Source organism: Acinetobacter sp. UBA801, from assembly GCA_002296655.1.
Classification (GTDB): domain Bacteria; phylum Pseudomonadota; class Gammaproteobacteria; order Pseudomonadales; family Moraxellaceae; genus Acinetobacter.
On sequence record DBIN01000001.1, the window covers coordinates 16,273 to 38,150 of the forward strand.

The window sequence follows — 21,878 nt, forward strand, 5'->3', positions numbered from 1 at the left end:
AGGCTATTTTAAATTATCGATTTGAATTTATGGAATTTTCTATGAATCACTTGGCATGCCCATGTGGGCAGGGCAATTATCAACACTGCTGCCAACCTTTACATGTGGGGCAGGCAAATGCAGAAAGCGCGAGCCAACTCATGCGTTCGCGCTATAGTGCTTTTGCCTTACAACAAAATGATTATATTGTACAAACGACTGCGCTAGGACAACAGGCAAGTCTGGATGTTGGTGCAATTGCAGATTGGAGCAAGTCGAATCAATGGTTAAAGCTCGAAGTGCTGAATAGCAATGAAAAGTTAGATAAAAACCACGCCCAAGTTGAATTTAAAGCCCATTACCATGATGGCAAGCAGACGCAAATTCACCATGAAATTTCCCATTTTGTACAACATCAGGCCCGTTGGTATTTTCTAGATCCGACTACAGGGCAACAGCCGACTATGAAACAGCCGTGTATTTGCGGTTCGGGTAAAAAATTTAAGCAATGTTGTGCGCAATTTTTATAACTTTATCTTGGTTTTTCGCTTATGATAACGCACATCTTTTGGCCTAGTGAAAGAAGGGCAAGTCCATGTTGTTGTTGGTCATTTACTTAATCGCGATTACCGCAGAAGCGATGACAGGCGCATTGTCTGCAGGGCGTCGCAGCATGGACTGGTTTGGTGTTACCTTAATTGCCTGTGTCACCGCATTGGGTGGTGGTTCGGTGAGAGATGTATTGTTGGGGCATTATCCACTGACTTGGGTCAAACATCCTGAATATTTGGTGCTGACCTGTATTGCCGCTTTTATCACCATTTTAATTGCCAAATGGATGAGGCATTTACGTTCCATCTTCTTGGTGCTCGATGCTTTAGGCTTAATTGGCTTCACGATTATTGGTTGTCAAATTGCTTTAGAAATGGGGCATGGCTTTGTGGTATCTGCTGTTGCAGGCGTCTTAACAGGTGTGTCAGGTGGGATTCTACGTGATATTTTATGTAACGATGTGCCTTTGGTGTTCCGCCGTGAGCTATATGCCAGTATTTCTTTTGTGTCCGTGATTTGCTATTGGTTGTGTATTAAAATCGGTTTATCACTCGAATTAACCGTGATTGCAACGCTTATTTTTGGTTTCACCTTGCGTTTGATTGCGATTTATTTTGGCTTAGAAATGCCGAAATTTATTTATCAGGACGATGATGAACATTCAGCATCCTCTAAAGATGAAACCTAATTGGTTATAAGATAAGAACAGTATTGAACATAAGCTAACCGATCACCAGATCGGTTTTTTAATGCTATCCACATCCTGTCAATTCATAGTATAAAAAATAACAGCAGCTGTGTTTGGCATCGCCCATATCCTTTTAGCCAACTTAAAGAGTGTGTTATGGATTTAGTTTCGCGTGTGCAACGTCTACCCATTGGAAAATTCCACTATAGCCTACTGGTGATGATTGGTCTGGGCTGGATGTTTGATGCCATGGATACAGGACTCATCTCCTTTATTTTGGCAAAGATGGCAGAAGACTGGAGCATGACTCCTTCAGAAAAAGGCATGGTGGTGTCAATTGGCTTTGTCGGAATGGCCATTGGGGCAGTCTTTTCGGGCGGTCTGGCCGATAAAATTGGACGTAAAACCGTATTTGCTACCACGCTGGTGATTTACAGTCTAGCTACTGCGGCCTGTGCCTTTGCACCGAATTTAACTTGGTTACTGGTCTTTCGCTTTATTGTTGGTTTAGGTTTGGGCGGGCAACTTCCCGTAGCGGTCACTTTGGTCAGTGAGTACATTCCTGCGCATGTGCGTGGGCGTTTTATTGTATTGCTGGAAAGTTTTTGGGGCTTGGGGTGGTTGTGTGCGGCATTAGTTTCTTATTTTGTGATTCCAAAATTTGATTGGCACACAGCATTTTTAATTGGTGGTTTACCTGCTTTATATGCCTTAGTCATTTGGAAAAAAGTCCCTGAATCTATCCCTTATCTGATCAATCGTGGTCGAATTGCCGAAGCACATGCACTGGTACAAAAATTTGAGCGTCAATGTGGAGTTGAGGTCATTGAACAAATTGAAGTTCAGCCTGTTGCCGCCAAACAGCATATTTCTTTTACTCAATTGTGGTCGGGACCATTTGCGCGTCGTAGTTTAATGCTGTGGCTGATTTGGTTTGGCATTGTCTATTCCTATTATGGCATTTTCACTTGGTTGCCTAGTCTGTTGGTACAGCAAGGCTACAGCATCGTACAGTCATTTGAATACGTGTTGGGCATGATTTTGGCACAATTACCTGGTTATATTGCAGCCGCTTGGTTGGTCGAAAAACTGGGACGCAAAGCCACACTGGCGGGTTTTATTGGCATGTGTGCTGTTTCGGCATATTTCTTTGGTCAGGCTGACAGCGTGGCGATGATCATGTTCTGGGGCTGTTTGATGTCGTTCTTTAACTTGGGCGCGTGGGGGGTGTTATACACCTATACTCCTGAACAATACCCAACCAATATTCGTGCTTTTGGTTCAGGTTGGGCCTCGGCCATTGGACGCATGGGCGGTATTGTTGCCCCAATGGTGGTCACGCACATGATGGTCATGCAAAATGGCTTTAGTTATGTCTTTATGATGTTTACCGCAGTTTTATTGGCTGTTGCTGTGGTGATTGTGGTGTTGGGGGAAGAAACTAAAGGCAGAACTTTAGAGTCGATAGGTTTGTAAGCTTATAATAAACCTATCTTCCAATTTGAAATGACAGTCAGCGTAAACCTGCTTGAGGGATTTACGCTGACTGGCTCCAAGATTTAGCAGTCAGGACGAATTCCTGATTTAAAGCCAAGGAGATATTTTGTAAGTTAAAACTATGCCGATCTTCAGGAAGTTGTAGCAATAATGGTAAGCGTGTTATACCATTTTCACCATTGGCAAAAGCATAGTGACGGATTTTAGGGTCAATTCTGCTAATGAGATTCTTGGCTTCTAAATAAACACTTTGTTGGGTTGCCTGTTTTTGAATACTAATAACTCCAATATAACAGCGATCTTGAATATCAATCAGGTTCTTTTTCAGCTTCTCTATTTTCACCTGATTATTTTCAGATTTTTTCAGCAAACGTTTAAAAAATCCCGCTTTTTCATTTGTTTGAATTTCTCGTTCGAGACTACGTATTTCTTGTTGTATATTGCGGCTCTGTTCAATCGCAGCATTCACATACTCTCTGATCTTTTGAACAGGGGCGATTACCGCATTTAAATGTCGTTGATAATGATATTCATCTTCAAAGAGTACAAAAACTTGTGTGCGACGCTGTACCAATAAATGCAAATATGCAATCAAACGATATTTAAAGCCGCGGGCGTAGAGATTAAATTGCAACAAGGGTTCTTGAGATAAAGCTTCAAAATGATGTAATAGTTCAGTCATTAAACGTTTCAGATTTAAATAACAAAACTCTAATTCATCAGACTGTTGCACACTTTGTTTTAAACCTCTTGCAAATGGTTCAAGCACTTGCAAACAAAGGTCTTTTTCTAAGCAATCTAAATGCTCTTTGACTAAATAATCTGTAGAAAAACCTTGAATATCCAACACTTTTTTCATTTGTGGTAAAAGTTGCTCTTGCTTATATAGGTGTAAAGATTCAATCAACTCCACAATATGCGGATTCATTTGACGTTGAATGCCGATAATTTGTGTCATTTGCTGTTTAAAATTTTCAATATAATCAATTTGATCTAACTTTTTCGGATCAAGAACTAAACCACTAATATAGAATTTATTTTCTACGCCAAAGTTTTCTTCTGTTAAAAAGCGTCGAATGGAATAAGCAGATACACGGCTGTCGTAGGAACTACTCACAATAAAATAGTAATCTGTAGCATCGATAATTTCAAAGTCACGAACATGCAGTTCATGAACCAAGTAATCCTGAAAAATTGATGGTTTTTGTTGTGCATATTCACTTGGTAAAATATAAGCAAACCAATTGCCCAAAATTTCACTTTTCATAAACACTTCAAAGATAAAACTACGAATTTGTGCTTGATCTAGATTGCGATGGTTAGTTGTAACGGTGAAGTCTAAATCACGAATAATTAAAGCAGCATCATATAAAAACGCTTTTTTGAGTAAAAGTTGGGCTTGAATATCCTGTGGCTCATGTAATTCAATTTGATTCATTTCATGAATCACCATTTCTAGAAAATCGGCGATTTGAAAGTCGGTTTGGTAGGTTTCTAAATAGTCAAAGCTACTTTGTAAGTTTTTGGCGAGTTGTAATAATTCTGGATACTGTGTGTACTGTGGAATGTCTTGCAGACGGATGTAACCATGAAATTCAAAGGTTGCTGTAAGATAATTCCAGTGAATATTTTTGGGTTTTAAGTATCGTTCTTCTATTTTTTCATGCAGTTCTTTAGGTGTAGCGGAAAGAATTGCGTTTAGCTGCTGCTGCCATTTATTATCAAGAATAGGATCAATTTGTTTTAACTTTACTCGAAGCTGATAAGGAATATAGGTCTGCATAGCGAAATCCGAAAGAACCGTTACAATAAATTTAAACTTTCAATAAAAAAACTTCAGTGTGTTTTATATCACAAAAACAGCATTTACATTGATAAAAATAAAGGAATTTTTATGTAATAAGTATTGTTTCAAACATCTGTAACGTGTCAATAGACCCTCATAGAATGAATCGTTATAATTTTATATTGCTGTTTTTTATAAAATGAATATTTTTACGGCATAAGACACAAATTGTCGCAGAGCATCCTTACTAGCCCTTGTGCAGGATGCTGCTGCGGCATAGCATAAGCCGATTGATACAAAAACAAATGATTTAGGACGACAGGTTTTATGACAAGCCTCGCGCATCATGCAACAGAAAACCGTTCCGTAGCAGAATTTACTGAACGTGCATACCTTAACTATGCCATGTACGTCATTATGGATCGTGCATTACCCCATATCAGCGATGGTTTAAAACCTGTACAGCGCCGTATTGTGTACGCCATGAGTGAGCTTGGACTCAAACACAGTGGCAAACCGAAAAAATCGGCACGTACCGTGGGGGATGTATTGGGTAAATACCATCCGCATGGTGATTCTGCTTGTTATGAAGCTATGGTGTTGATGGCGCAGCCGTTCAGTTATCGTTATCCATTTATTGAAGGACAGGGTAATTGGGGTTCGCCCGATGATCCTAAATCCTTTGCGGCAATGCGTTATACCGAAGCCAAACTATCGCAATATAGTGAAGTGCTTTTGGCTGAATTGGGGCAAGGTACTTGTGATTGGCAAGATAACTTTGATGGCTCATTAAAAGAACCTGTCAATTTGCCTGCGCGTGTACCGAATATTTTGCTGAATGGCACCACCGGTATTGCAGTAGGGATGGCGACCGATATTCCACCGCATAACTTGCGAGAAGTGGTGAAAGGCACAATTGCCCTGATTCGCAACCCAAATTTAACCGATGAAAAAGTTGCAGAATATATTCCTGCACCAGATTTACCGACCAAAGCTGAAATTATTACCCCGCCTGAAGAATTGCTGAAAATGCAAAGTACCGGTCGCGGTAGTTACCGTATGCGTGCGGTGTACTGCATTGAAAAAAATGAAATCGTGATCACAGAATTGCCGTATCAGGTTTCGGGTTCAAAAATCATTACTCAAATTGCTGATCAGATGCAGGCGAAAAAACTGCCGTTGGTGAGTGACGTGCGTGATGAATCTGACCATAAAAACCCAACTCGTTTGGTGATTGTGCTGCGTTCCAACCGTATTGATGCCGAAGCAGTGATGAGTCACTTATTTGCCACGACCGATTTAGAATCGAGCTATCGTGTCAATATGAACATGATTGGCGCAGATGGTCGTCCGCAGGTGAAATCAATTCGTCGTATTTTACTGGAATGGATTGAGATTCGTAAAAATACCGTCACACGTCGTTTGCAATATCATCTCAATAAAATCGAAAAGCGACTGCACATTTTGGCAGGTTTGCTGATTGCCTATTTAGATATTGATACCGTGATTCGGATTATTCGTGAAGAAGATCATCCTAAAGCTGAGTTGATGGCACATTTTGGTATTGATGAAATTCAGGCCGAAGCCATTTTGGAATTAAAGCTACGCCATTTGGCCAAGCTTGAAGAAATGGAAATTCGCCGTGAACAAGAAGAATTAGAGGCACGCGCAGCCATTATTCGTGAACAATTGGCCAATCCTGAATCGTTGAAAAACTTAATTATCAGTGAGTTAAAAGAAGACGCGAAAAGGTTTGGTGATGATCGTCGTTCACCTATTGTATTGCGTGCCGAAGCGACTGCAATTAATGAACAAGATATGCTACCTGCCGACCCTGTAACGGTGGTGTTGTCTGAAGCAGGCTGGATTCGTTGTGCTAAAGGGCATGAGGTTGATGCGGAAAATCTGAACTTCCGTGCGGGTGATCAATATCTCAGTCATGCACAAGGCAAGTCTAATCAGCGTGTCTATATTTTAGATGATACGGGGCGCAGTTATGCGTTGCCAATTAATAGCCTGCCTTCGGCACGGGGTTTGGGTGAACCATTAAGTTCAAAACTTGCTCCTGCCAGTGGTGTTGGCTTTAAACAATTGCTGATTGCCGATGATGAGGCTGAAATTCTAGCAGCCAGCAGTAAAGGTTACGGCTTTAAAACTCAGGCCAAACAGTTAGATACCAGTGCCAAAGCAGGTAAAGCATTCCTGTCTTTGCCTGAACAATCGACAGTGATGAACTTGCAAATGATTGAACACGCGAGTCATGTTGCACTGCTCAGTTCAGCAGGGCGTTTACTGGTGATTGAGTTGTCAGAATTGCCAATTTTGAATAAAGGTAAAGGTAATAAATTGATACAACTTGAGGAAAAAGATCAGTTGGTGTCTATGTTACCTTTAAGTTTAGATGAAACAATTCAAGTATTTGCAGGACAGCAACAACTCAAACTCAAAGGGGATGATTTGCTGAAGTATGTAGCGAAGCGCGGCACGAAAGGTCAGCTCCTACCACGTGGTTACCAAAAAGCAAATAAACTGTTAATTCAAAGATAATACTAGCGTTTTTTAAGCAAAATACGTTATATATGGTTTGTGTTCGTGAAAATGGATGCAAAGCAGGACATAAACAAGCAAACAACGACGTCTTGTATTGAGAAAAATAGTTTAAAACTAAGGATTACTGATTGGAGAAATTGGCATTATGGAAAAGATTTGGTTTGCTGAATACCGAAAGACAGGAATTCCAGAAACTGTAGAACTGCCTGCAGAAAATACGTCACTCGTAGACATTTTTGAACGTAATTTCCAAAAATTTGGTTCACGTGATGCCTTTATCTTTATGGATAAAGTTTTAAGCTTTAGTGAACTAGAAGAAGCTAGCCGTAAATTTGCAACCTATTTACAAAGCTTAGGTTTGGCACCAGGCTCGCGTGTTGCCGTAATGATGCCGAACGTACTTCAATATCCAGTGGTTGCATTAGCGGTGTTGCGTGCAGGCTTAGTATTGGTGAACGTGAACCCACTTTATACTTCACGTGAGTTAGAGCACCAATTAAATGACTCTGGTTCTGAAGTTTTAGTGATTATCGAAAACTTTGCATCGGTTTATCAGGCAATTATTGGTAAAACTCCTGTGAAGCATGTGGTTGTTGCTTCTGTGGGCGATATGTTAGGTGCATTAAAAGGTACCTTGGTGAATTTTGTTTTACGTTCAGTGCGTAAGCAAATTCCAGCATGGAGCATTCCGGGTCACATTAAATTTAATGCGGCAATCTCTAAAGTGAGCCCAAGCAACTACAAACGTCCAAACTTAACTTTAAGTGATACTGCTGTGTTGCAATACACAGGTGGTACAACAGGCGTATCTAAAGGTGCAGAATTAACGCATCGTAACCTTGTGGCAAACATGCTGCAATGTGATGGTATTTTCCAAAGTAAATTTGGTGCGAAAGATGGTCAGCCAGATGATCGTATTTTCTGTGCATTGCCGCTTTATCACATTTTTGCATTTATGGTGTGCGCGCTTTACGGCATGTACAAAGGTCAAGCAAACGTATTGATTCCAAACCCGCGTGATTTACCTGCGGTAATGAAAGAATTACGTAAATATCAACCGACTTTCTTCCCTGCGGTGAATACCTTATTCAATGCGCTCGTGAATAATGAAGAGTTTAAACAGCTTGATCACAGCCGATTGAAAATGGCGATGGGCGGTGGTATGGCCGTATTGCCATCAACTGCAGAAGCATGGAAAAAAGTCACAGGCACCAATATTATTGAAGGTTATGGCTTGTCTGAAACTTCACCCGTTGCAACGGCAAACCCACCTACATCTGAAGAGTTTAGTGGCACCATTGGTATTCCATTGCCATTAACTGAAGTGGCAATTTTAGATGATGACGGCAATGAAGTTGCACTGGGTGAGCAAGGTGAAATTTCAATCCGTGGTCCACAAGTCATGAAAGGGTATTGGAACCGTCCAGATGAAACCGATAAAGTGATGATTAATGGTTTCTTCCGTACAGGTGACATTGGTGTTATGGATTCACGTGGCTATGTGAAAATTGTAGACCGTAAAAAAGATATGATTCTGGTATCTGGGTTTAACGTTTATCCATCTGAAATTGAAGAAGTGATTGCGAAGCATCCGAAAGTCTTGGAAGTGGCAGCAATTGGTGTGCCAGATGAAAAATCAGGTGAAGTGCCAAAACTATTTGTGGTGAAAAAAGATCCATCATTGACCACAGAAGAAGTATTAGCATTCGCTAAAGAGAACTTAACTGGCTATAAACGCCCACGTTATGTGGAGTTTATGGATGAATTGCCAAAATCGAACGTAGGTAAAATCTTGCGTAAAGATTTGCGTAAAACTGCGTAATTCATGTTGCTTTGAAACAAAAACGCCTCTGAAAACTCAGGGGCGTTTTTTATATGCTTATAAAATAGATAGCTTCTAGTTCAATACAGACGAAGTGTCAACAGACCTTATTCTTTCATCAACCAACGGTCAAAGTAGCGACGCCCAACACCCACAATACCCAAGAAAATAAACATCGCACCAAATTGGCGACTAAAACCTGATTGATTAAAACTGCCATAACTTAAAATATTATCAATTAAGCAGTACACCACAATCACGATAATCCAGTGCCATAACGGTAAACGCTTAATCCCCACCGCATAAAACGCCACCCAAAGCACAACAAAGCTAAAAATGGTCGACCATACGTTCATGTTGGCACAAATTACCGTCAATAAAAATGCCACAATAGGCAACACAATTTTTAAAACACGATCCACTCGCAGTTGATGTTGGCGTTGCTTTTCAAGTATATCTAGCATTTCCTTTTGATCTGGGCTGACCATAATGGATCCTTTATACAATTGCTTAAAACATGCTATTTAACAAAATTTATTCCAGAAATGCCATGTTATGATAAGTTCTCAATACAGTTTATGAGAAAAAATAGATGCAAAGCATAAGCGGAATTGTTTATCTAATTATTATTGCTTGCTTATTGCCGTATGTCTTTGCTGTTGTCGCAAAAATGGCAGGCGGCTTTAAACGCGAAGATAACCAAAATCCACGTGAATTTTTAGCCAAAACTACAGGTTTGGCTGCACGTGCCAACGCCGTACAACAAAACAGTTTTGAAAGCCTGCCTTTGTTTATTGCCGCAGTGCTTATGGCGGAATATATGGTCATCCCTCAAGTAGTGGTGATGATGTTTGGTATTGCTTATATTGTGCTGCGCATTATTTATGGAATTTGTTATTTAGCCAATTGGGCGACGCTGCGTTCAATTGTTTGGATGCTGTCTTTACTTTGCCCAATTTGTATTTTACTGATGGTGATTAAACTGACCTGATCAAGTCAGGTGTGAAAATATGTATTTTTGCCTTGCAGATGTATAATCGCGCAGTAATTCAGGACAGAAAACCGTTATAATTGACGCGGTTTTAAAAAGATTTAACTTGTTTAAGAGTGATGCTATGAGCTACAGCAATATCCCTGCGGGTAAAGATGCACCAAATGACATCTATGTGATCATTGAAATTCCTGCTAATGCAGCGCCAATCAAATACGAAATTGATAAAGATTCTGATGCATTATTTGTAGACCGTTTTATGGGTACAGCGATGTTCTACCCAGCGAACTACGGTTATGTGCCAAATACACTTTCATTGGATGGTGATCCGCTAGACGTATTGGTTGTGACCCCACACCCAGTAGAGCCAGGTTCTGTGATTCGTTGCCGCCCAGTGGGTAAATTGAACATGGAAGATGATGGTGGTATTGATGCGAAATTGGTTGCCGTTCCGCACGAAAAATTAACCCCAATTTATAAAGATGTTCAAGAATATACTGATCTTCCACCATTATTGATCAGCCAAATTGAACACTTCTTCCAACACTATAAAGACTTAGAGCCAGGCAAATGGGTGAAGTTAAGTGGTTGGGAAGGTGCGGATGTTGCGAAACAAGAAGTATTGAACTCAATTGAAGGCTACAAAGCTGCAAATCCATAATTTGCACAGAGCCTGTTCGGCTTTCTCATGAAAGCTGAAATGTAAAAAACCTGCACAAAGTTTGTGCAGGTTTTTTATTGGGTTGGCTATTCCGAGAAATTAGAATAATTTCACAGGAATATCTAACCAGATACGCCATTCGTTGGTTGAGCCGATAGCATTACTTACATAGTTGCCAGAAGCATTATTGTAAGTATCACTTGCGCGCAAGTATGAGTGACGTAAGCGTAAGCTTGCATCTTTGAATGCACCCGATTGAACCGTATATTTCACTTGGTTAAAGAATTCATGTTCTTCAGCTTGGTCGATAATTTGTGCTGGATTATTTATTTCGGCTACATCAATATCCCAACCATAAACGAATGCTGTTGTCCAGTTTAGACCTGGAAGACCATGGTTTTTAAAATTATAGTTGTACTGTAAGCCAACAGATTTTTCATCGTTGCCATTAAAGTCGGATAAGTATGAGTTTGGTACATAAATGCTTTGTAGACCACCTGCGTTGTAAGCATAGTCGTAACCTATGTTGCCTGCATTATCTTGGTATGCAAGCATCAAATTGTGTGCGTCCCTGTTATAGCTTGCAGATACACCCCAAATCGAGTTAGTCAATTCTTCAGTTACACTGCGTGGATCAGTGGTTGCTGCTCCAACTTTCCATTTGGTATTGTAACCCATTGCATCTAAAGTTACGGTCGCACCATTTGCTGTAGGGAAGCTATAATTCACATTCCCATAGTGACGATCTAATTTATCTTTAACTTCCACACCATAATAAGAAGTATTTACTTGGTCGTTAAATTTGTATTTCGCACCCCAGAAAATAGCACTATCCAAACCTTGTTGGTCTGAGCTGATATCATTTGACCATTGGTTTTTAGTAAATTTACCACCAACTAACGTCAAGTCTTTAATTTCATTACTTTCAATATAAAGACCAGTGTAGTACTCAGGGGTTAAACGAGCAGTATTGCTTGCAATTACTGGTATTTCAGATACTTGCGTACCATATTTAGCTGTGGTATTCGATACACGTGCTTTTACATAAGCACCACCACGTGCCCAGTGGTCATAGGCATCTTTAGTTCCATCGGCATTATCTTGACTATGAGTTGGGATCATTTGGTTACCAGTATGCCCATTTTTACCGAGTTTAAATGAAGCATCACCAATAATCCCTGCACCAAAACCAATTACACCTTTGGTAAAGCCAGAATCTAATTTTACGATAGCAGTTTGTGCAAATGAACTTGTATCTGTACCAGGTTTTACATCTTTATAGTCACGAGTTAAATAACCTGTACGGAATAAAACCGAACCGTTTGCGTCTTCTACAAAGCCTTTAGATTCACTTTGTTCGCTCGCAAATGCAGTTGAAACAAGCGCTGCGTTGATCAGCAACGCAAGTGTTAATTTTTTAGATTGCAGCATTGGGAGATGGCCTCATGCAGTAAATGTGTAGTTGAAACGTAGGCGAATTGTATCGCTATTTGTGCGCGAAAATATCATTTTTAAAGCAGCTATGACACTAAAGTTAAGTATTTTTTCGATAAACTGTGGGGTCATTAAAAATATCGACTTTTCAAAAGTTGAATAAATATTTTATTTTTTAGTAAAAACATAAACATAATTTAAAACTTACTGAGTCACTGAAACATAGCCAAATACAGCGCATCTGCAACTTGTACATTAAAAATACAGTTTGTTCATTTTTTCAACAGCTTGTTGTGTGATCAAAGCGCACAAGGCACAGCATAAATTTTAAAATAGGGTGAAGTTTTTCCTGTGAAATGGTTATCTATGAAGTCGAATTTTGGGCAAGAGATAAGTGGGGAAATAAATTTATAAATCTTTATTTGAATTAAGAGTATAAAAATTAAATTTTATCTAATCTTTCAGTAATAGCTTTTGGCTATTACGGATTTCATGTGAAACATCGGTGTTTAGTTTTGGGCGTTACGATGAAAACAGAACGGTTTAAGAAGATGTTTAATACATAACTTTTATATGGTCGTTGGCTTGCGATCATTAAATTTGAACTATCGTTTCCGTAATTGAATTATTTTTGATGTGAAGATTGAAGTGTCTCATTGCATGTTGATGTCAAATTTTGGTGCAGAAATATATTGCAGTTTTGGACTGGATTTTTGTCTGTGCACTGAGTTTTGATAGTTGATGGCGTAGGGATGAACAGGATAGGCCTGACTTTCGATTTTTTGATCAGGATAGGCTTGTGATTCTTGACTGCACTTTTTTATGCATGTTATTTAGCTTTATTGCAATTCAAGGATGCAAAAAATAATCATACGGCTGTGCAAATCAATGCTTAAAGTGTAGTCGTTATAAGATGAGTGTTGATGCACATCAAAAGTCACTGCAATCAAAATAAAAAATTCTATAAAAATAATTTATATATAACAATGATCTATGTTTTTTATTTGGGGTTTTAATGCTTAATTACTGTTCTGAATTTCAGCGTTGGCATAGGCCTTGCTACTCCCTCATTGAGTCAAACAAAATAGACAACGCATCTCATCCGATGCAGGGGGAATCCATAATGAAATTTGCATTTAAAGCTTTATCTCTTGCTGTACTAGGCGCAGCTTCAACGTTCACATTCGCTGAAGCGCCAGCTTCGGAACATACGATTTCTGGAAATATCGGGGTATTATCTAGCTATAACTTACGTGGTATTACCAATGTGCCTGAAAATAAAGATGCGACAATCCAAGGTGGTTTGGATTATAGCCATGCATCAGGCTTCTATGTAGGTTGGTGGGGTTCAACATTAAACTATGGTGATGACCTACCGAATGGTTTTGAAAATGATTTTTATGCGGGCTATAACGGTTCAATTAATGATGATCTTGGTTACACAGCAGGTCTAACTTACTACTATTACTATGATATTGATACAAGTGATGCAAACGGTTTAGAAACAATGCTTGGGCTAAGCTATAAAGATTTTGGCTTAACAGCGCAAACTTTGCTTGAAGATGTTTCATGGGGTAATGCAGGTGATACTTATATCAAAGCATCATATAGCTATGCACTTCCTAAAGACTTCAGTCTAGATACCGCGCTTGGTTTATATGCATATCAAGATTCAGGTGATTTTGAAGATAATTTAGGAACAACAGAAAGCTTTGGTTTCCGTCATTTTGATGTGGGCGTGAGCAAACCTTTAGCTGAAACAGGTTTAACCGCAAGTATGAATTACACCTTGGGTGGTTATGACCGTGCGGACGTAAAACAAAAGAACAAAGTTGTCTTCGGTTTGAAGTATGAGTTCTAAGCTGTACGCTGCTTAAATATAAAAAAGCCCACTCCAATCGAGTGGGCTTTTTTTATCGGCGATGGGATTTCGCTCTAACTTGTCAGTTTTTATGAACAGTCAGCCGTTTTAGTGATGTTGCCCACGATAAGACAGGGCTTCGGTTAAGTGGCCTGTTTGAATATGCTCTGACTGGGCCAAATCTGCAATGGTACGCGCCACTCGTAACACCCTATGATACGCACGTGCCGATAAATTCAAGCGCTGTTGCGCAATGGCTAAAATATTTTGGGCAGTATCATCTAAGCTTGCAAATTGCTCTAACTGTTTGGGACTGAGTGCCATGTTGAGACACTCTTGGCGTTGTAATTGTCGTGTATATGCTTGAATGACACGGCTTCGCACGGTTTCAGAATTTTCTACAGGTCGGGTGTCTTGTAATTCATGTGCTTGCAGGGGCGGTACATCAATATGCAAGTCGATACGATCTAGCAAAGGCCCTGAAATACGGTTTTGATAGCGTTTAATACTTTCTGCAGAACATTGACAGCGCACATCCTGATTAAAAGCATAACCACAAGGACAAGGATTCATGGCGGCAATCAGTTGAAAGTTGGCTGGGAAGGTAATTTGCCGTGAGGCGCGGGAAATCACAATTTCCTTGGACTCTAAAGGTTGGCGCAGTACTTCTAAAACTTTTTTATCAAATTCAGGCAGTTCATCTAAAAATAAAACACCTAAATGTGCCAAGGTAATTTCACCAGGTTTGGGATATGAGCCTCCACCGACCAATGCCACAGCAGAAGCGGTATGGTGCGGCGCACGGAAAGGACGCTGTCCAAAAGTATGCGGGCTGTTCGCCACAGAATAGATGCTGGCAACCTCTAAATTTTCCTGCATATTTAATGGCGGCAAAATACTAGAAAGTCTGGATGCCAATAAGGTTTTACCTGTACCCGGTGGGCCTTTAAACAGTAATGAATGTCCACCTGCAGCCGCAATTTCCAAAGCACGTCGTGGGCGTAATTGTCCTTTCACATCGACTAAATCAAATGCAGAGTGTGATAACTGTGGTTGGGCAGTCACTATAACTTTATCTAAAGGCTGGTTTTGTGCCAAATGTTCGCAGACTTGTTTTAAATGTGTGGCGGCAAAGACTTCAAAGTCTGGCAATTGTGCAGCTTCTTGTGCATTTTGTTCAGGTAAAATCAAATGATGCTGTGCCTGTTGGCAGGCAATCGCAATACTGAGTGTGCCTGTGGTAGGGCGTAGTTGACCATCTAAAGCCAATTCCCCAATAAATTCTAAACCCTCAGTGCTCTGTTCGGGCAATTGTCCCGATGCAATTAAAATACCTAAGGCGATGGCTAAGTCCAAACGCGAACCATCTTTGGGCAAGTCGGCAGGTGCTAAATTAATGGTCAGACGTTTGGTTGGAAATTGAAAACCACTATTAATAATGGCAGAGCGTACCCGATCTTTACTCTCACGTACGGCAGCTTCGGCTAGACCGACAATGGTTAAAGAAGGTAAACCTTGACTAAGATGGACTTCAACTTCAATTGCAGGGGCGTGCAAGCCAAGAAGCCCCCGCGTATACACTTTGGCAAAAGACATGCTTATGATGATCCGTTTTGGTGCGTTATTTTTATAATGTTTGGTTTTTTTGTTGATGCACTCAATTGGTGCTTATTGTTTGAGTTGAATTTTCTGTTCTAGTGCTTCAACCTGTTTTAACAATTCATTTAAACGTAAGTTGGCATTATTGAGCGCAGTACGTTGGCGGTCTAGCTCATCTTGCGAGACCAAATCCATTTTGGTGACCGCTTCATTAAGCAAAGCACGTAAATTATGTTCTAAATCTTTTTTGGGTTGTTCAATTTGTTCCAAAATGGCTTGTAATAAAGTTTCAATCATTGTTGTTTCCACAAAGATGGAGAAAATGGAAGCAGTGTAGCACTGGTCTTGAATAGACTATAGCATTTCAAACGAAATATGGATTTATTCGATGAGTAAAATCGTAAATCTTCTAGTAAATATGTCTATTTTTTGAAGATCAAAACCATATAAATGTATAAAATAAGGTATAAAGAAAACTCATGTCACGGTTTCTAATTTCTCCCGACCTTAGAACTTTGGCATGGAATTTGAACATAAAACCTTACTGGTGAATTAAGCCGAAGGAAAACACACATGAAGCTCGTAACTGCAATTGTAAAACCCTTTAAATTAGATGATGTGCGTGAAGCATTATCTGAAATTGGTGTTCAAGGGATCACCGTAACAGAAGTCAAAGGCTTTGGTCGCCAAAAAGGTCATACCGAACTTTATCGTGGCGCCGAGTACGTCGTTGACTTCTTGCCTAAAGTTAAAATCGAAATCGCAATTATCGATGAAATGGTCGATTCGGTGATTGAGTCAATCACTCGTGTTGCTAGTACAGGCAAAATTGGTGATGGCAAAATCTTTGTAACTAACCTCGAACAAGTCATCCGTATTCGTACAGGTGAAACGGGTGCAGATGCTGTTTAAAAGATGGCATGAAGTTTGCTGAGTACTTAATAACTCACAAAAACAAAGGTCGGGGGACACAAATGAAAAAAATGCTACTCGCGCTGAGTCTATCGGGCGCACTCCTTGGTGGTTCTGTTGCTTGGGCTGAAGAATCCGTAACAGCCACCACTCCAACTTCAGATGTGGCAGTAACCACTGTCGAAACATCTCCTATTGAAACAACAAATGAACCAGAAGTTGCAGCTGTAGCAGAAATCAGCACTACCGAAGCGGCTGAATCAGAAGCTGTATTAGATACAGGCGATACCGCTTGGATTTTAGTTTCGACTGCTTTAGTTTTACTTATGACCATTCCTGGTTTGGCACTGTTTTATGGTGGCATGGTACGTAAGAAAAACGTACTCAATACTATGGCTTACAGTTTCGTAGCAGCAGCCGTGGTCAGTATTGTCTGGGTAGTAGTGGGCTATAGCTTGGCTTTTGGTGAAGGCAATGCTTTTATTGGCAGCCTAGATAAAGTGATGTTGGCAGGCATTGGCACAGATGCGCTCAGTGGCAGTATTCCTGAAATTCTATTTGTGATTTTCCAAATGACCTTTGCCATCATTACTGTAGCAATTATCAGTGGTTCAATTGCAGAACGCATGAAGTTTGGTGCCTTTGTTGCCTTTATTGCGATTTGGGTGGTCGTGGTCTATGCACCAATTACCCACTGGGTATGGGGTGGTGGCTGGTTAGGCAATGATGGCGCACTGGATTTTGCAGGCGGTACAGTTGTTCACATTAACTCAGGCGTGGCAGGTTTAGTGGCTGCTTATATGTTGGGTAAACGTATGGGCTTAGGGCGTGAATCTATGGCGCCACATAACTTGACGTTGACTGTAATAGGTGCAAGTTTACTCTGGGTGGGTTGGTTTGGTTTCAACGGTGGTTCTGCTTTAGGTGCGAATGGTGCAGCGGGTTATGCCTTAGTTGTGACTCAAGTGGCAGCAGCTGCGGCAGCAATTGCATGGCTTGTTGTTGAAAAACTGGTACGTGGCAAAGGTTCTGTATTAGGTGCTGCATCGGGTGCTATTGCAGGTTTGGTTGTGATTACACCAGCAGCAGGCTTTGTGACTGTCGGTGGTGCATTAGCGATGGGTTTAATTGGTGGTGTCGTATGTTTCTGGGGGATTACTGCCTTAAAACGCGCCCTGAAAGCCGATGACTCTTTAGATGCCTTTGGTCTTCATGGCGTGGGTGGTATTGTCGGTGCAATTTTAACGGCTTTCTTTGCCAGCGAGTTTATTATGGGCGATGCTGCACCAAGCAACCTAATGAGCCAACTTTGGGTACAAGTTGAAGGTGTGTTAGCGACTATTGCTTACTCAGCTGTACTGACTTTCATCATCTTAAAAGTAATTGATCTCACCATTGGTATTCGCGTGGCTGCAGAAGATGAGCGTATGGGACTCGACTTAAGCCAACATGGTGAACGTGTAGAATAATCCACACAGCACATAATCAATATATTGTGTAAAACAGCCCTTCGGGGCTGTTTTTCTTCTATATATTGCGTAAAACTCTACAAAGTATGGAAATTTTGCTAAACTGCATTTTCATTCAAATTTGTGCAATTAAACCGCTATGCATTGTCCATTTTGCAACACTGCAGACAGTAAAGTGATTGACTCACGTTTGGCGGCAGAAGGCTGTCAAATTCGCCGACGTCGTGAGTGTATTGGCTGTGGTGAACGCTTCACCACTTTTGAAAGTTATGAAGTGGTCATGCCACGTGTGATTAAATCGGATGGGAAAAGTGAACCCTTCGATGAGGCCAAGTTGCGCCGTTCACTGATGCATGCTTTGCAAAAACGTCCTGTGACCCAAGAGCAAATTGAAACTGTACTCAGCGACATTCAATTACAAATTCGCCGTTTGGGCGAGCGTGATGTGAAATCACGTACCATTGGTGAAATTGTCATGCAGGCTTTATTTGCATTGGATCACGTGGCGTATGTGCGTTTTGCTTCGGTGTATCAAGACTTTCAGGATGTGGAAGCGTTTCGCCGTCAAATTGAACAAATGCAGTTACGTGAGCAATAAATCTTCATGTCAGCAAAAAGCACACAACATCTGAATATGACTGAATCCACTTCCAATTTACCTCCCGATGATCTTTTTTGGATGCGCCGTGCTATTGAGTTGGCACGTTTGGGGCAATACAGCACCAAACCTAATCCAAATGTAGGCTGTGTGATTGTTAAAGATGCGCAATTATTGGGCGAAGGGCATCATCCGCGTGCAGGACAACCGCATGCTGAAGTTTTTGCTTTGCGTCAGGCGGGCGAACAGGCACGTGGTGCAACTGCGTATGTAACTTTGGAGCCGTGTGCGCACTATGGACGCACGCCACCTTGTGCCAAAGCGTTGGTCGATGCAGGCGTGGTCAAAGTGGTAGTAGCATGTCCAGACCCAAATCCATTGGTGGCAGGTAAGGGCGTTCAAATTTTAAAAGATGCTGGTATTCAGGTTGATGTCGGTGTGGCAGAAGCTGAAGCGCGTCAGTTAAATTTAGGCTTTTTAAAAGCCATGGCTACGGGCATGCCCTATGTGCGTTTAAAAGTAGCTTCAAGTTTGGATGGTCGCACTGCAATGGCTTCAGGTGAATCCAAGTGGATTACTGGCACAGCTGCGCGTACCGATGTGCAGCATTGGCGGGCAATTTCTGCTGCAGTATTAACGGGTATCGACACAGTACTGGCCGATGACTGTCTGCTTAATGTACGCCACTTGGCGGGTGTAGATGACACTCACAGCGTAGTACAACCCAAACGGATTATTTTAGATCGCCAAGGTCGTTTGCCTTTGAGCGCACAAATTTTGCAGCAGCCTGAAACGGTAATGGTGATGGGACCATATCGTGCAGAGTTGGAAGCCTTAGGCGTGATACAATTGGCGGTACAGCCTTTAGCAACCTTACTTGCCCAATTGGTACAGCAACATCAAATTTATGATGTATTGGTTGAAGCGGGAGCAACCTTATCGACTGCTTTCTTACAGGAAGGTTGGGTAGATGAAGTGATCAGCTATGTGGCACCTACATTGTTAGGGCGTTCGGCTCGTACCATGTTTAATGCAGAATTTGAGCAGATGGCAGAGCAACTCCGATTTAAACTTTACGATGTCACTCAATTGGGTGATGACGTGCGCCTTAGGTTAATTCCTTCTCAAGAGACACTATGAGTTCAGAGTCAACGGTTTATCATAAACGTCGTCATGCGGCACGCACCACTGATGAATATTTATTCCATCAGTTAGTGCCTTATTTGGGCAATAAACGCCGTTTACTGCATCTGATTTTAGAAGCACTTGAACAGACAGGAACGCTGCATCCTAAAAATGGTCGTGCGCCAATTTTTGCCGATTTTTTTGCAGGTTCAGGGGTGGTATCACGTTTGGCTCGTCAAAATGGTTATCGGGTCATTGCCAATGACTGGGAACCGTACAGCCATGCCTTAAACCATGCGATTTTGGCCTGTACCGAAGCGCCTGCGTTTAAAGAATTAGGCGGCTATCAAAAAGCCATTGATTATTTGAACCGTTTGCCTGAAGTCAAAGGCTGGGTGACGCATAATTTGTGTCCGCGCAATGACGAAATTTATGACCCAAGTCGTGACCGTTTATTCTTTAAACGTCGTAACGGCATGCGCATAGATGCGATTCGTCAGCAAATTGCCACGTGGCAAGCGCAGGGCGCCATTGATGATGTGGAGATGTCGGCATTGTTGGCACCGTTGTTGTACTCTGCGAGTTTTGTTAGCAATACCAGTGGGGTGTTTAAAAGCTTCCACCACGGTTGGGGTGGCAAAACCCAAACTGCACTTGAACGAATCGAATCGTTATTGTGGCTCACGCCAAGTCGTTTTTGTGACATTGGCGAAGCAAATAAACTTGCTGCGGAAATGTGGTGTGTTGATGCACAGCATCTTGCCAATCAAATGAGTGGTTTTGAGGTGGATGTGGCTTATTTAGACCCACCGTATAATCAACATGCTTATAGCAGCAACTATCATGTTTTAAATGCCTTAACCTTGTGGGATCAGGTCGATTTACCAACCCCAGACACCAAAGGATTTAAAAGTGGTATTGACCGTGCATGGCGCAAAGAACGTCCAAGTCCATACAACTCATCCAAACATGCCAAAGAGGCGTATGAAACCTTATTGGACACCATTAATGCACGTTTTATTCTAACCAGTTATTCTACTGATGGTAATATTAGTGCCACAGACTTGTTGCAAGCCAATTTAAAACGCGGTCGAGTGACGTTATTGACCCAAGATGTTCCGCGTTATCGCGTGAGTAAACAGCGACAGTCGGAGCGTGCGCGCGTACTTGAATTTATTGTGATTACTGATACGCATGCCAAGTCAGGTCCACCTATTCGCCAGTTGTTAGGTCAACTCTACCACTTTGCAGAATTGGGCGGTGTTGATACCTCAGGCGTGAGTACCCAATTGGCATTGTGGTAAATCCACAAATCCTCAGTGAATGAGAGAAAAGATTATGTTTACAGGCATTATTGAAAGTTTAGGTAAAGTAGAAAGCCTGCAAAGTGTGGGCGGTGATGTACGTTTGCGTATTCAGACCGATTTGGATATGTCTGATGTACATTTGGGGGATTCAATTGCCACCAATGGTATTTGCCTGACTGTGATTGAGTGGGGCGACAACTGGTATGCCGCAGATGTTTCCCGTGAAAGTTTGAACCGTACCACTTTAGGTATGTGGAAAGTGGGTCAGCCTGTGAATGTTGAAAAAGCCATGCTGCCGACCACACGTTTTGGTGGGCATATCGTAAGTGGGCATGTTGATGCAGTCGGTGAAATTACATTGGTGCGTGAAGATGCACGTTCCATTTATTATGAAGTGACAGCACCCGCAGAAATTGCCAAATATCTGGCAGAAAAAGGTTCGGTGACCGTTGATGGCATCAGCCTGACCATCAACCATTTACGCGGTAGTGTCATTAGTCTGAATTTAATTCCGCACACGGCAGAGCGTACCAATATTGGCACATGGAAAGTTGGTAGCAAAGTCAACTTAGAAGTGGATGTCTTGGCGCGTTATATTGAGCGTTTGCTCTTGGGCGATAAAGCGGCAGAAACAACGCAGCAGTCCAAAATTAGCATGGAATTCTTGGCTGAAAATGGCTTTTTAAAATAAGCACTGAGCCGAATGAAATTTAAACAGTCTGATTGAAAAATTAGACTGTTTTTTTGTTTTTAGGGATAATTAAGGAGATATAGAGTAAGCGTCCGCTGAATCCCATACCAATTTTTAATTCAATTTAGGTTTCCAGCAGTGTGGCAGTAACTCTTCAATCTGGGTCACTTTATGTGTCGGTAACCTTTTCAGCACATCACTTAAATAGGCATACGGATCCAGCCCATTCAGCTTTGCTGACTGGATTAACGTCATGATGTTTGCCGCTCGCTGACCACTGCGCAGCGAACCTGCAAACAGCCAGTTCTTGCGCCCCAACGCCCAGGGACGCATCTGATTCTCGACCCAATTATTGC

The 21,878-nt window shown here is 41.4% G+C and carries 20 protein-coding genes; 14 read left to right on the plus strand and 6 right to left on the minus strand.

Features of this window, described 5'->3' with window-relative positions; all coding sequences use genetic code 11:
• Positions 1 to 41 precede the first annotated feature (41 nt).
• The 3 genes from B2W49_RS00065 (at position 42) to B2W49_RS00075 (ending at position 2,695) form a co-directional block, all read left to right on the plus strand.
• The gene (locus tag B2W49_RS00065) at positions 42 to 509 is read left to right on the plus strand and encodes a YchJ family protein (RefSeq protein ID WP_291331316.1); all 468 of its coding nucleotides are present in this window, start codon (positions 42 to 44) and stop codon (positions 507 to 509) included.
• A gap of 65 nt (positions 510 to 574) precedes the next feature.
• Positions 575 to 1,219, plus strand: coding sequence for a trimeric intracellular cation channel family protein (locus B2W49_RS00070; protein WP_161419638.1), 645 nt, complete (start codon positions 575 to 577; stop codon positions 1,217 to 1,219).
• Between the two features lie 156 nt (positions 1,220 to 1,375).
• Positions 1,376 to 2,695, plus strand: a complete 1,320-nt coding sequence (locus tag B2W49_RS00075) for an MFS transporter (RefSeq protein WP_291331321.1) — start codon at positions 1,376 to 1,378, stop codon at positions 2,693 to 2,695.
• 61 nt (positions 2,696 to 2,756) lie between these two features.
• Here the strand turns inward: B2W49_RS00075 and B2W49_RS00080 are convergent, their stop codons facing one another.
• Positions 2,757 to 4,499 carry a hypothetical protein gene (locus B2W49_RS00080; protein WP_291331323.1) on the minus strand — a complete coding sequence of 581 codons (1,743 nt, stop codon included), beginning with the start codon at positions 4,497 to 4,499 and terminating at the stop codon, positions 2,757 to 2,759.
• A 330-nt stretch (positions 4,500 to 4,829) separates the two neighbouring features.
• On the opposite strand from B2W49_RS00080, the gene parC reads away from it, so the two are divergent.
• The gene (gene parC / locus B2W49_RS00085; RefSeq protein ID WP_291331325.1) at positions 4,830 to 7,049 is read left to right on the plus strand and encodes a DNA topoisomerase IV subunit A; all 2,220 of its coding nucleotides are present in this window, start codon (positions 4,830 to 4,832) and stop codon (positions 7,047 to 7,049) included.
• 148 nt (positions 7,050 to 7,197) lie between these two features.
• Positions 7,198 to 8,874 carry an AMP-binding protein gene (locus tag B2W49_RS00090; RefSeq protein WP_291331328.1) on the plus strand — a complete coding sequence of 559 codons (1,677 nt, stop codon included), beginning with the start codon at positions 7,198 to 7,200 and terminating at the stop codon, positions 8,872 to 8,874.
• A gap of 107 nt (positions 8,875 to 8,981) precedes the next feature.
• Here the strand turns inward: B2W49_RS00090 and B2W49_RS00095 are convergent, their stop codons facing one another.
• Positions 8,982 to 9,362, minus strand: a complete 381-nt coding sequence (locus tag B2W49_RS00095) for a hypothetical protein (protein ID WP_070154753.1) — start codon at positions 9,360 to 9,362, stop codon at positions 8,982 to 8,984.
• A 104-nt stretch (positions 9,363 to 9,466) separates the two neighbouring features.
• Here B2W49_RS00095 and B2W49_RS00100 point away from each other — a divergent pair, with 104 nt between their 5' ends.
• Entirely contained in the window at positions 9,467 to 9,865 is a 399-nt protein-coding gene (locus B2W49_RS00100) for an MAPEG family protein (protein ID WP_104852906.1), read from the plus strand.
• Between the two features lie 124 nt (positions 9,866 to 9,989).
• Positions 9,990 to 10,526 carry an inorganic diphosphatase gene (ppa, locus tag B2W49_RS00105; RefSeq protein ID WP_004975651.1) on the plus strand — a complete coding sequence of 179 codons (537 nt, stop codon included), beginning with the start codon at positions 9,990 to 9,992 and terminating at the stop codon, positions 10,524 to 10,526.
• A 99-nt stretch (positions 10,527 to 10,625) separates the two neighbouring features.
• Here ppa and B2W49_RS00110 read toward each other — a convergent pair whose 3' ends face one another.
• Complete coding sequence (locus B2W49_RS00110) at positions 10,626 to 11,957, minus strand: OprD family outer membrane porin (protein WP_291331339.1); 1,332 nt, start codon at positions 11,955 to 11,957, stop codon at positions 10,626 to 10,628.
• 1,126 nt (positions 11,958 to 13,083) lie between these two features.
• Between B2W49_RS00110 and B2W49_RS00115 the strand changes: the two genes are divergently transcribed.
• Positions 13,084 to 13,821 carry a TorF family putative porin gene (locus tag B2W49_RS00115; RefSeq protein ID WP_291331341.1) on the plus strand — a complete coding sequence of 246 codons (738 nt, stop codon included), beginning with the start codon at positions 13,084 to 13,086 and terminating at the stop codon, positions 13,819 to 13,821.
• Between the two features lie 108 nt (positions 13,822 to 13,929).
• Here the strand turns inward: B2W49_RS00115 and B2W49_RS00120 are convergent, their stop codons facing one another.
• On the minus strand, positions 13,930 to 15,417 hold the full coding sequence (locus tag B2W49_RS00120) for a YifB family Mg chelatase-like AAA ATPase (protein WP_291331343.1): 1,488 nt from the start codon (positions 15,415 to 15,417) through the stop codon (positions 13,930 to 13,932).
• A 72-nt stretch (positions 15,418 to 15,489) separates the two neighbouring features.
• The gene (locus B2W49_RS00125) at positions 15,490 to 15,717 is read right to left on the minus strand and encodes an accessory factor UbiK family protein (protein WP_291331345.1); all 228 of its coding nucleotides are present in this window, start codon (positions 15,715 to 15,717) and stop codon (positions 15,490 to 15,492) included.
• A gap of 276 nt (positions 15,718 to 15,993) precedes the next feature.
• Here B2W49_RS00125 and glnK point away from each other — a divergent pair, with 276 nt between their 5' ends.
• The 6 genes from glnK to B2W49_RS00155 all read left to right on the plus strand — a co-directional run bounded on the left by glnK (position 15,994) and on the right by B2W49_RS00155 (position 21,522).
• Positions 15,994 to 16,332 carry a P-II family nitrogen regulator gene (gene glnK / locus B2W49_RS00130; RefSeq protein ID WP_291331347.1) on the plus strand — a complete coding sequence of 113 codons (339 nt, stop codon included), beginning with the start codon at positions 15,994 to 15,996 and terminating at the stop codon, positions 16,330 to 16,332.
• Positions 16,333 to 16,394: 62 nt separating this feature from the next.
• Positions 16,395 to 17,801, plus strand: a complete 1,407-nt coding sequence (locus tag B2W49_RS00135) for an ammonium transporter (protein WP_291331349.1) — start codon at positions 16,395 to 16,397, stop codon at positions 17,799 to 17,801.
• A 139-nt stretch (positions 17,802 to 17,940) separates the two neighbouring features.
• Complete coding sequence (gene nrdR / locus B2W49_RS00140; protein ID WP_179991343.1) at positions 17,941 to 18,399, plus strand: transcriptional regulator NrdR; 459 nt, start codon at positions 17,941 to 17,943, stop codon at positions 18,397 to 18,399.
• A gap of 36 nt (positions 18,400 to 18,435) precedes the next feature.
• Positions 18,436 to 19,539 carry a bifunctional diaminohydroxyphosphoribosylaminopyrimidine deaminase/5-amino-6-(5-phosphoribosylamino)uracil reductase RibD gene (ribD, locus tag B2W49_RS00145; RefSeq protein ID WP_291331362.1) on the plus strand — a complete coding sequence of 368 codons (1,104 nt, stop codon included), beginning with the start codon at positions 18,436 to 18,438 and terminating at the stop codon, positions 19,537 to 19,539.
• Positions 19,536 to 20,828: a DNA adenine methylase gene (locus tag B2W49_RS00150; RefSeq protein WP_291331354.1), complete on the plus strand. Its 1,293-nt coding sequence runs from the start codon at positions 19,536 to 19,538 to the stop codon at positions 20,826 to 20,828. The genes ribD and B2W49_RS00150 overlap by 4 nt, the downstream gene beginning before the upstream one ends.
• A gap of 34 nt (positions 20,829 to 20,862) precedes the next feature.
• Positions 20,863 to 21,522: a riboflavin synthase gene (locus B2W49_RS00155; protein WP_291331356.1), complete on the plus strand. Its 660-nt coding sequence runs from the start codon at positions 20,863 to 20,865 to the stop codon at positions 21,520 to 21,522.
• Between the two features lie 114 nt (positions 21,523 to 21,636).
• On the opposite strand, the gene B2W49_RS00160 is transcribed toward B2W49_RS00155, so the two are convergent.
• On the minus strand, positions 21,637 to 21,878 hold a 242-nt coding region (locus B2W49_RS00160), incomplete at its 5' end, for a transposase domain-containing protein (protein ID WP_291331358.1).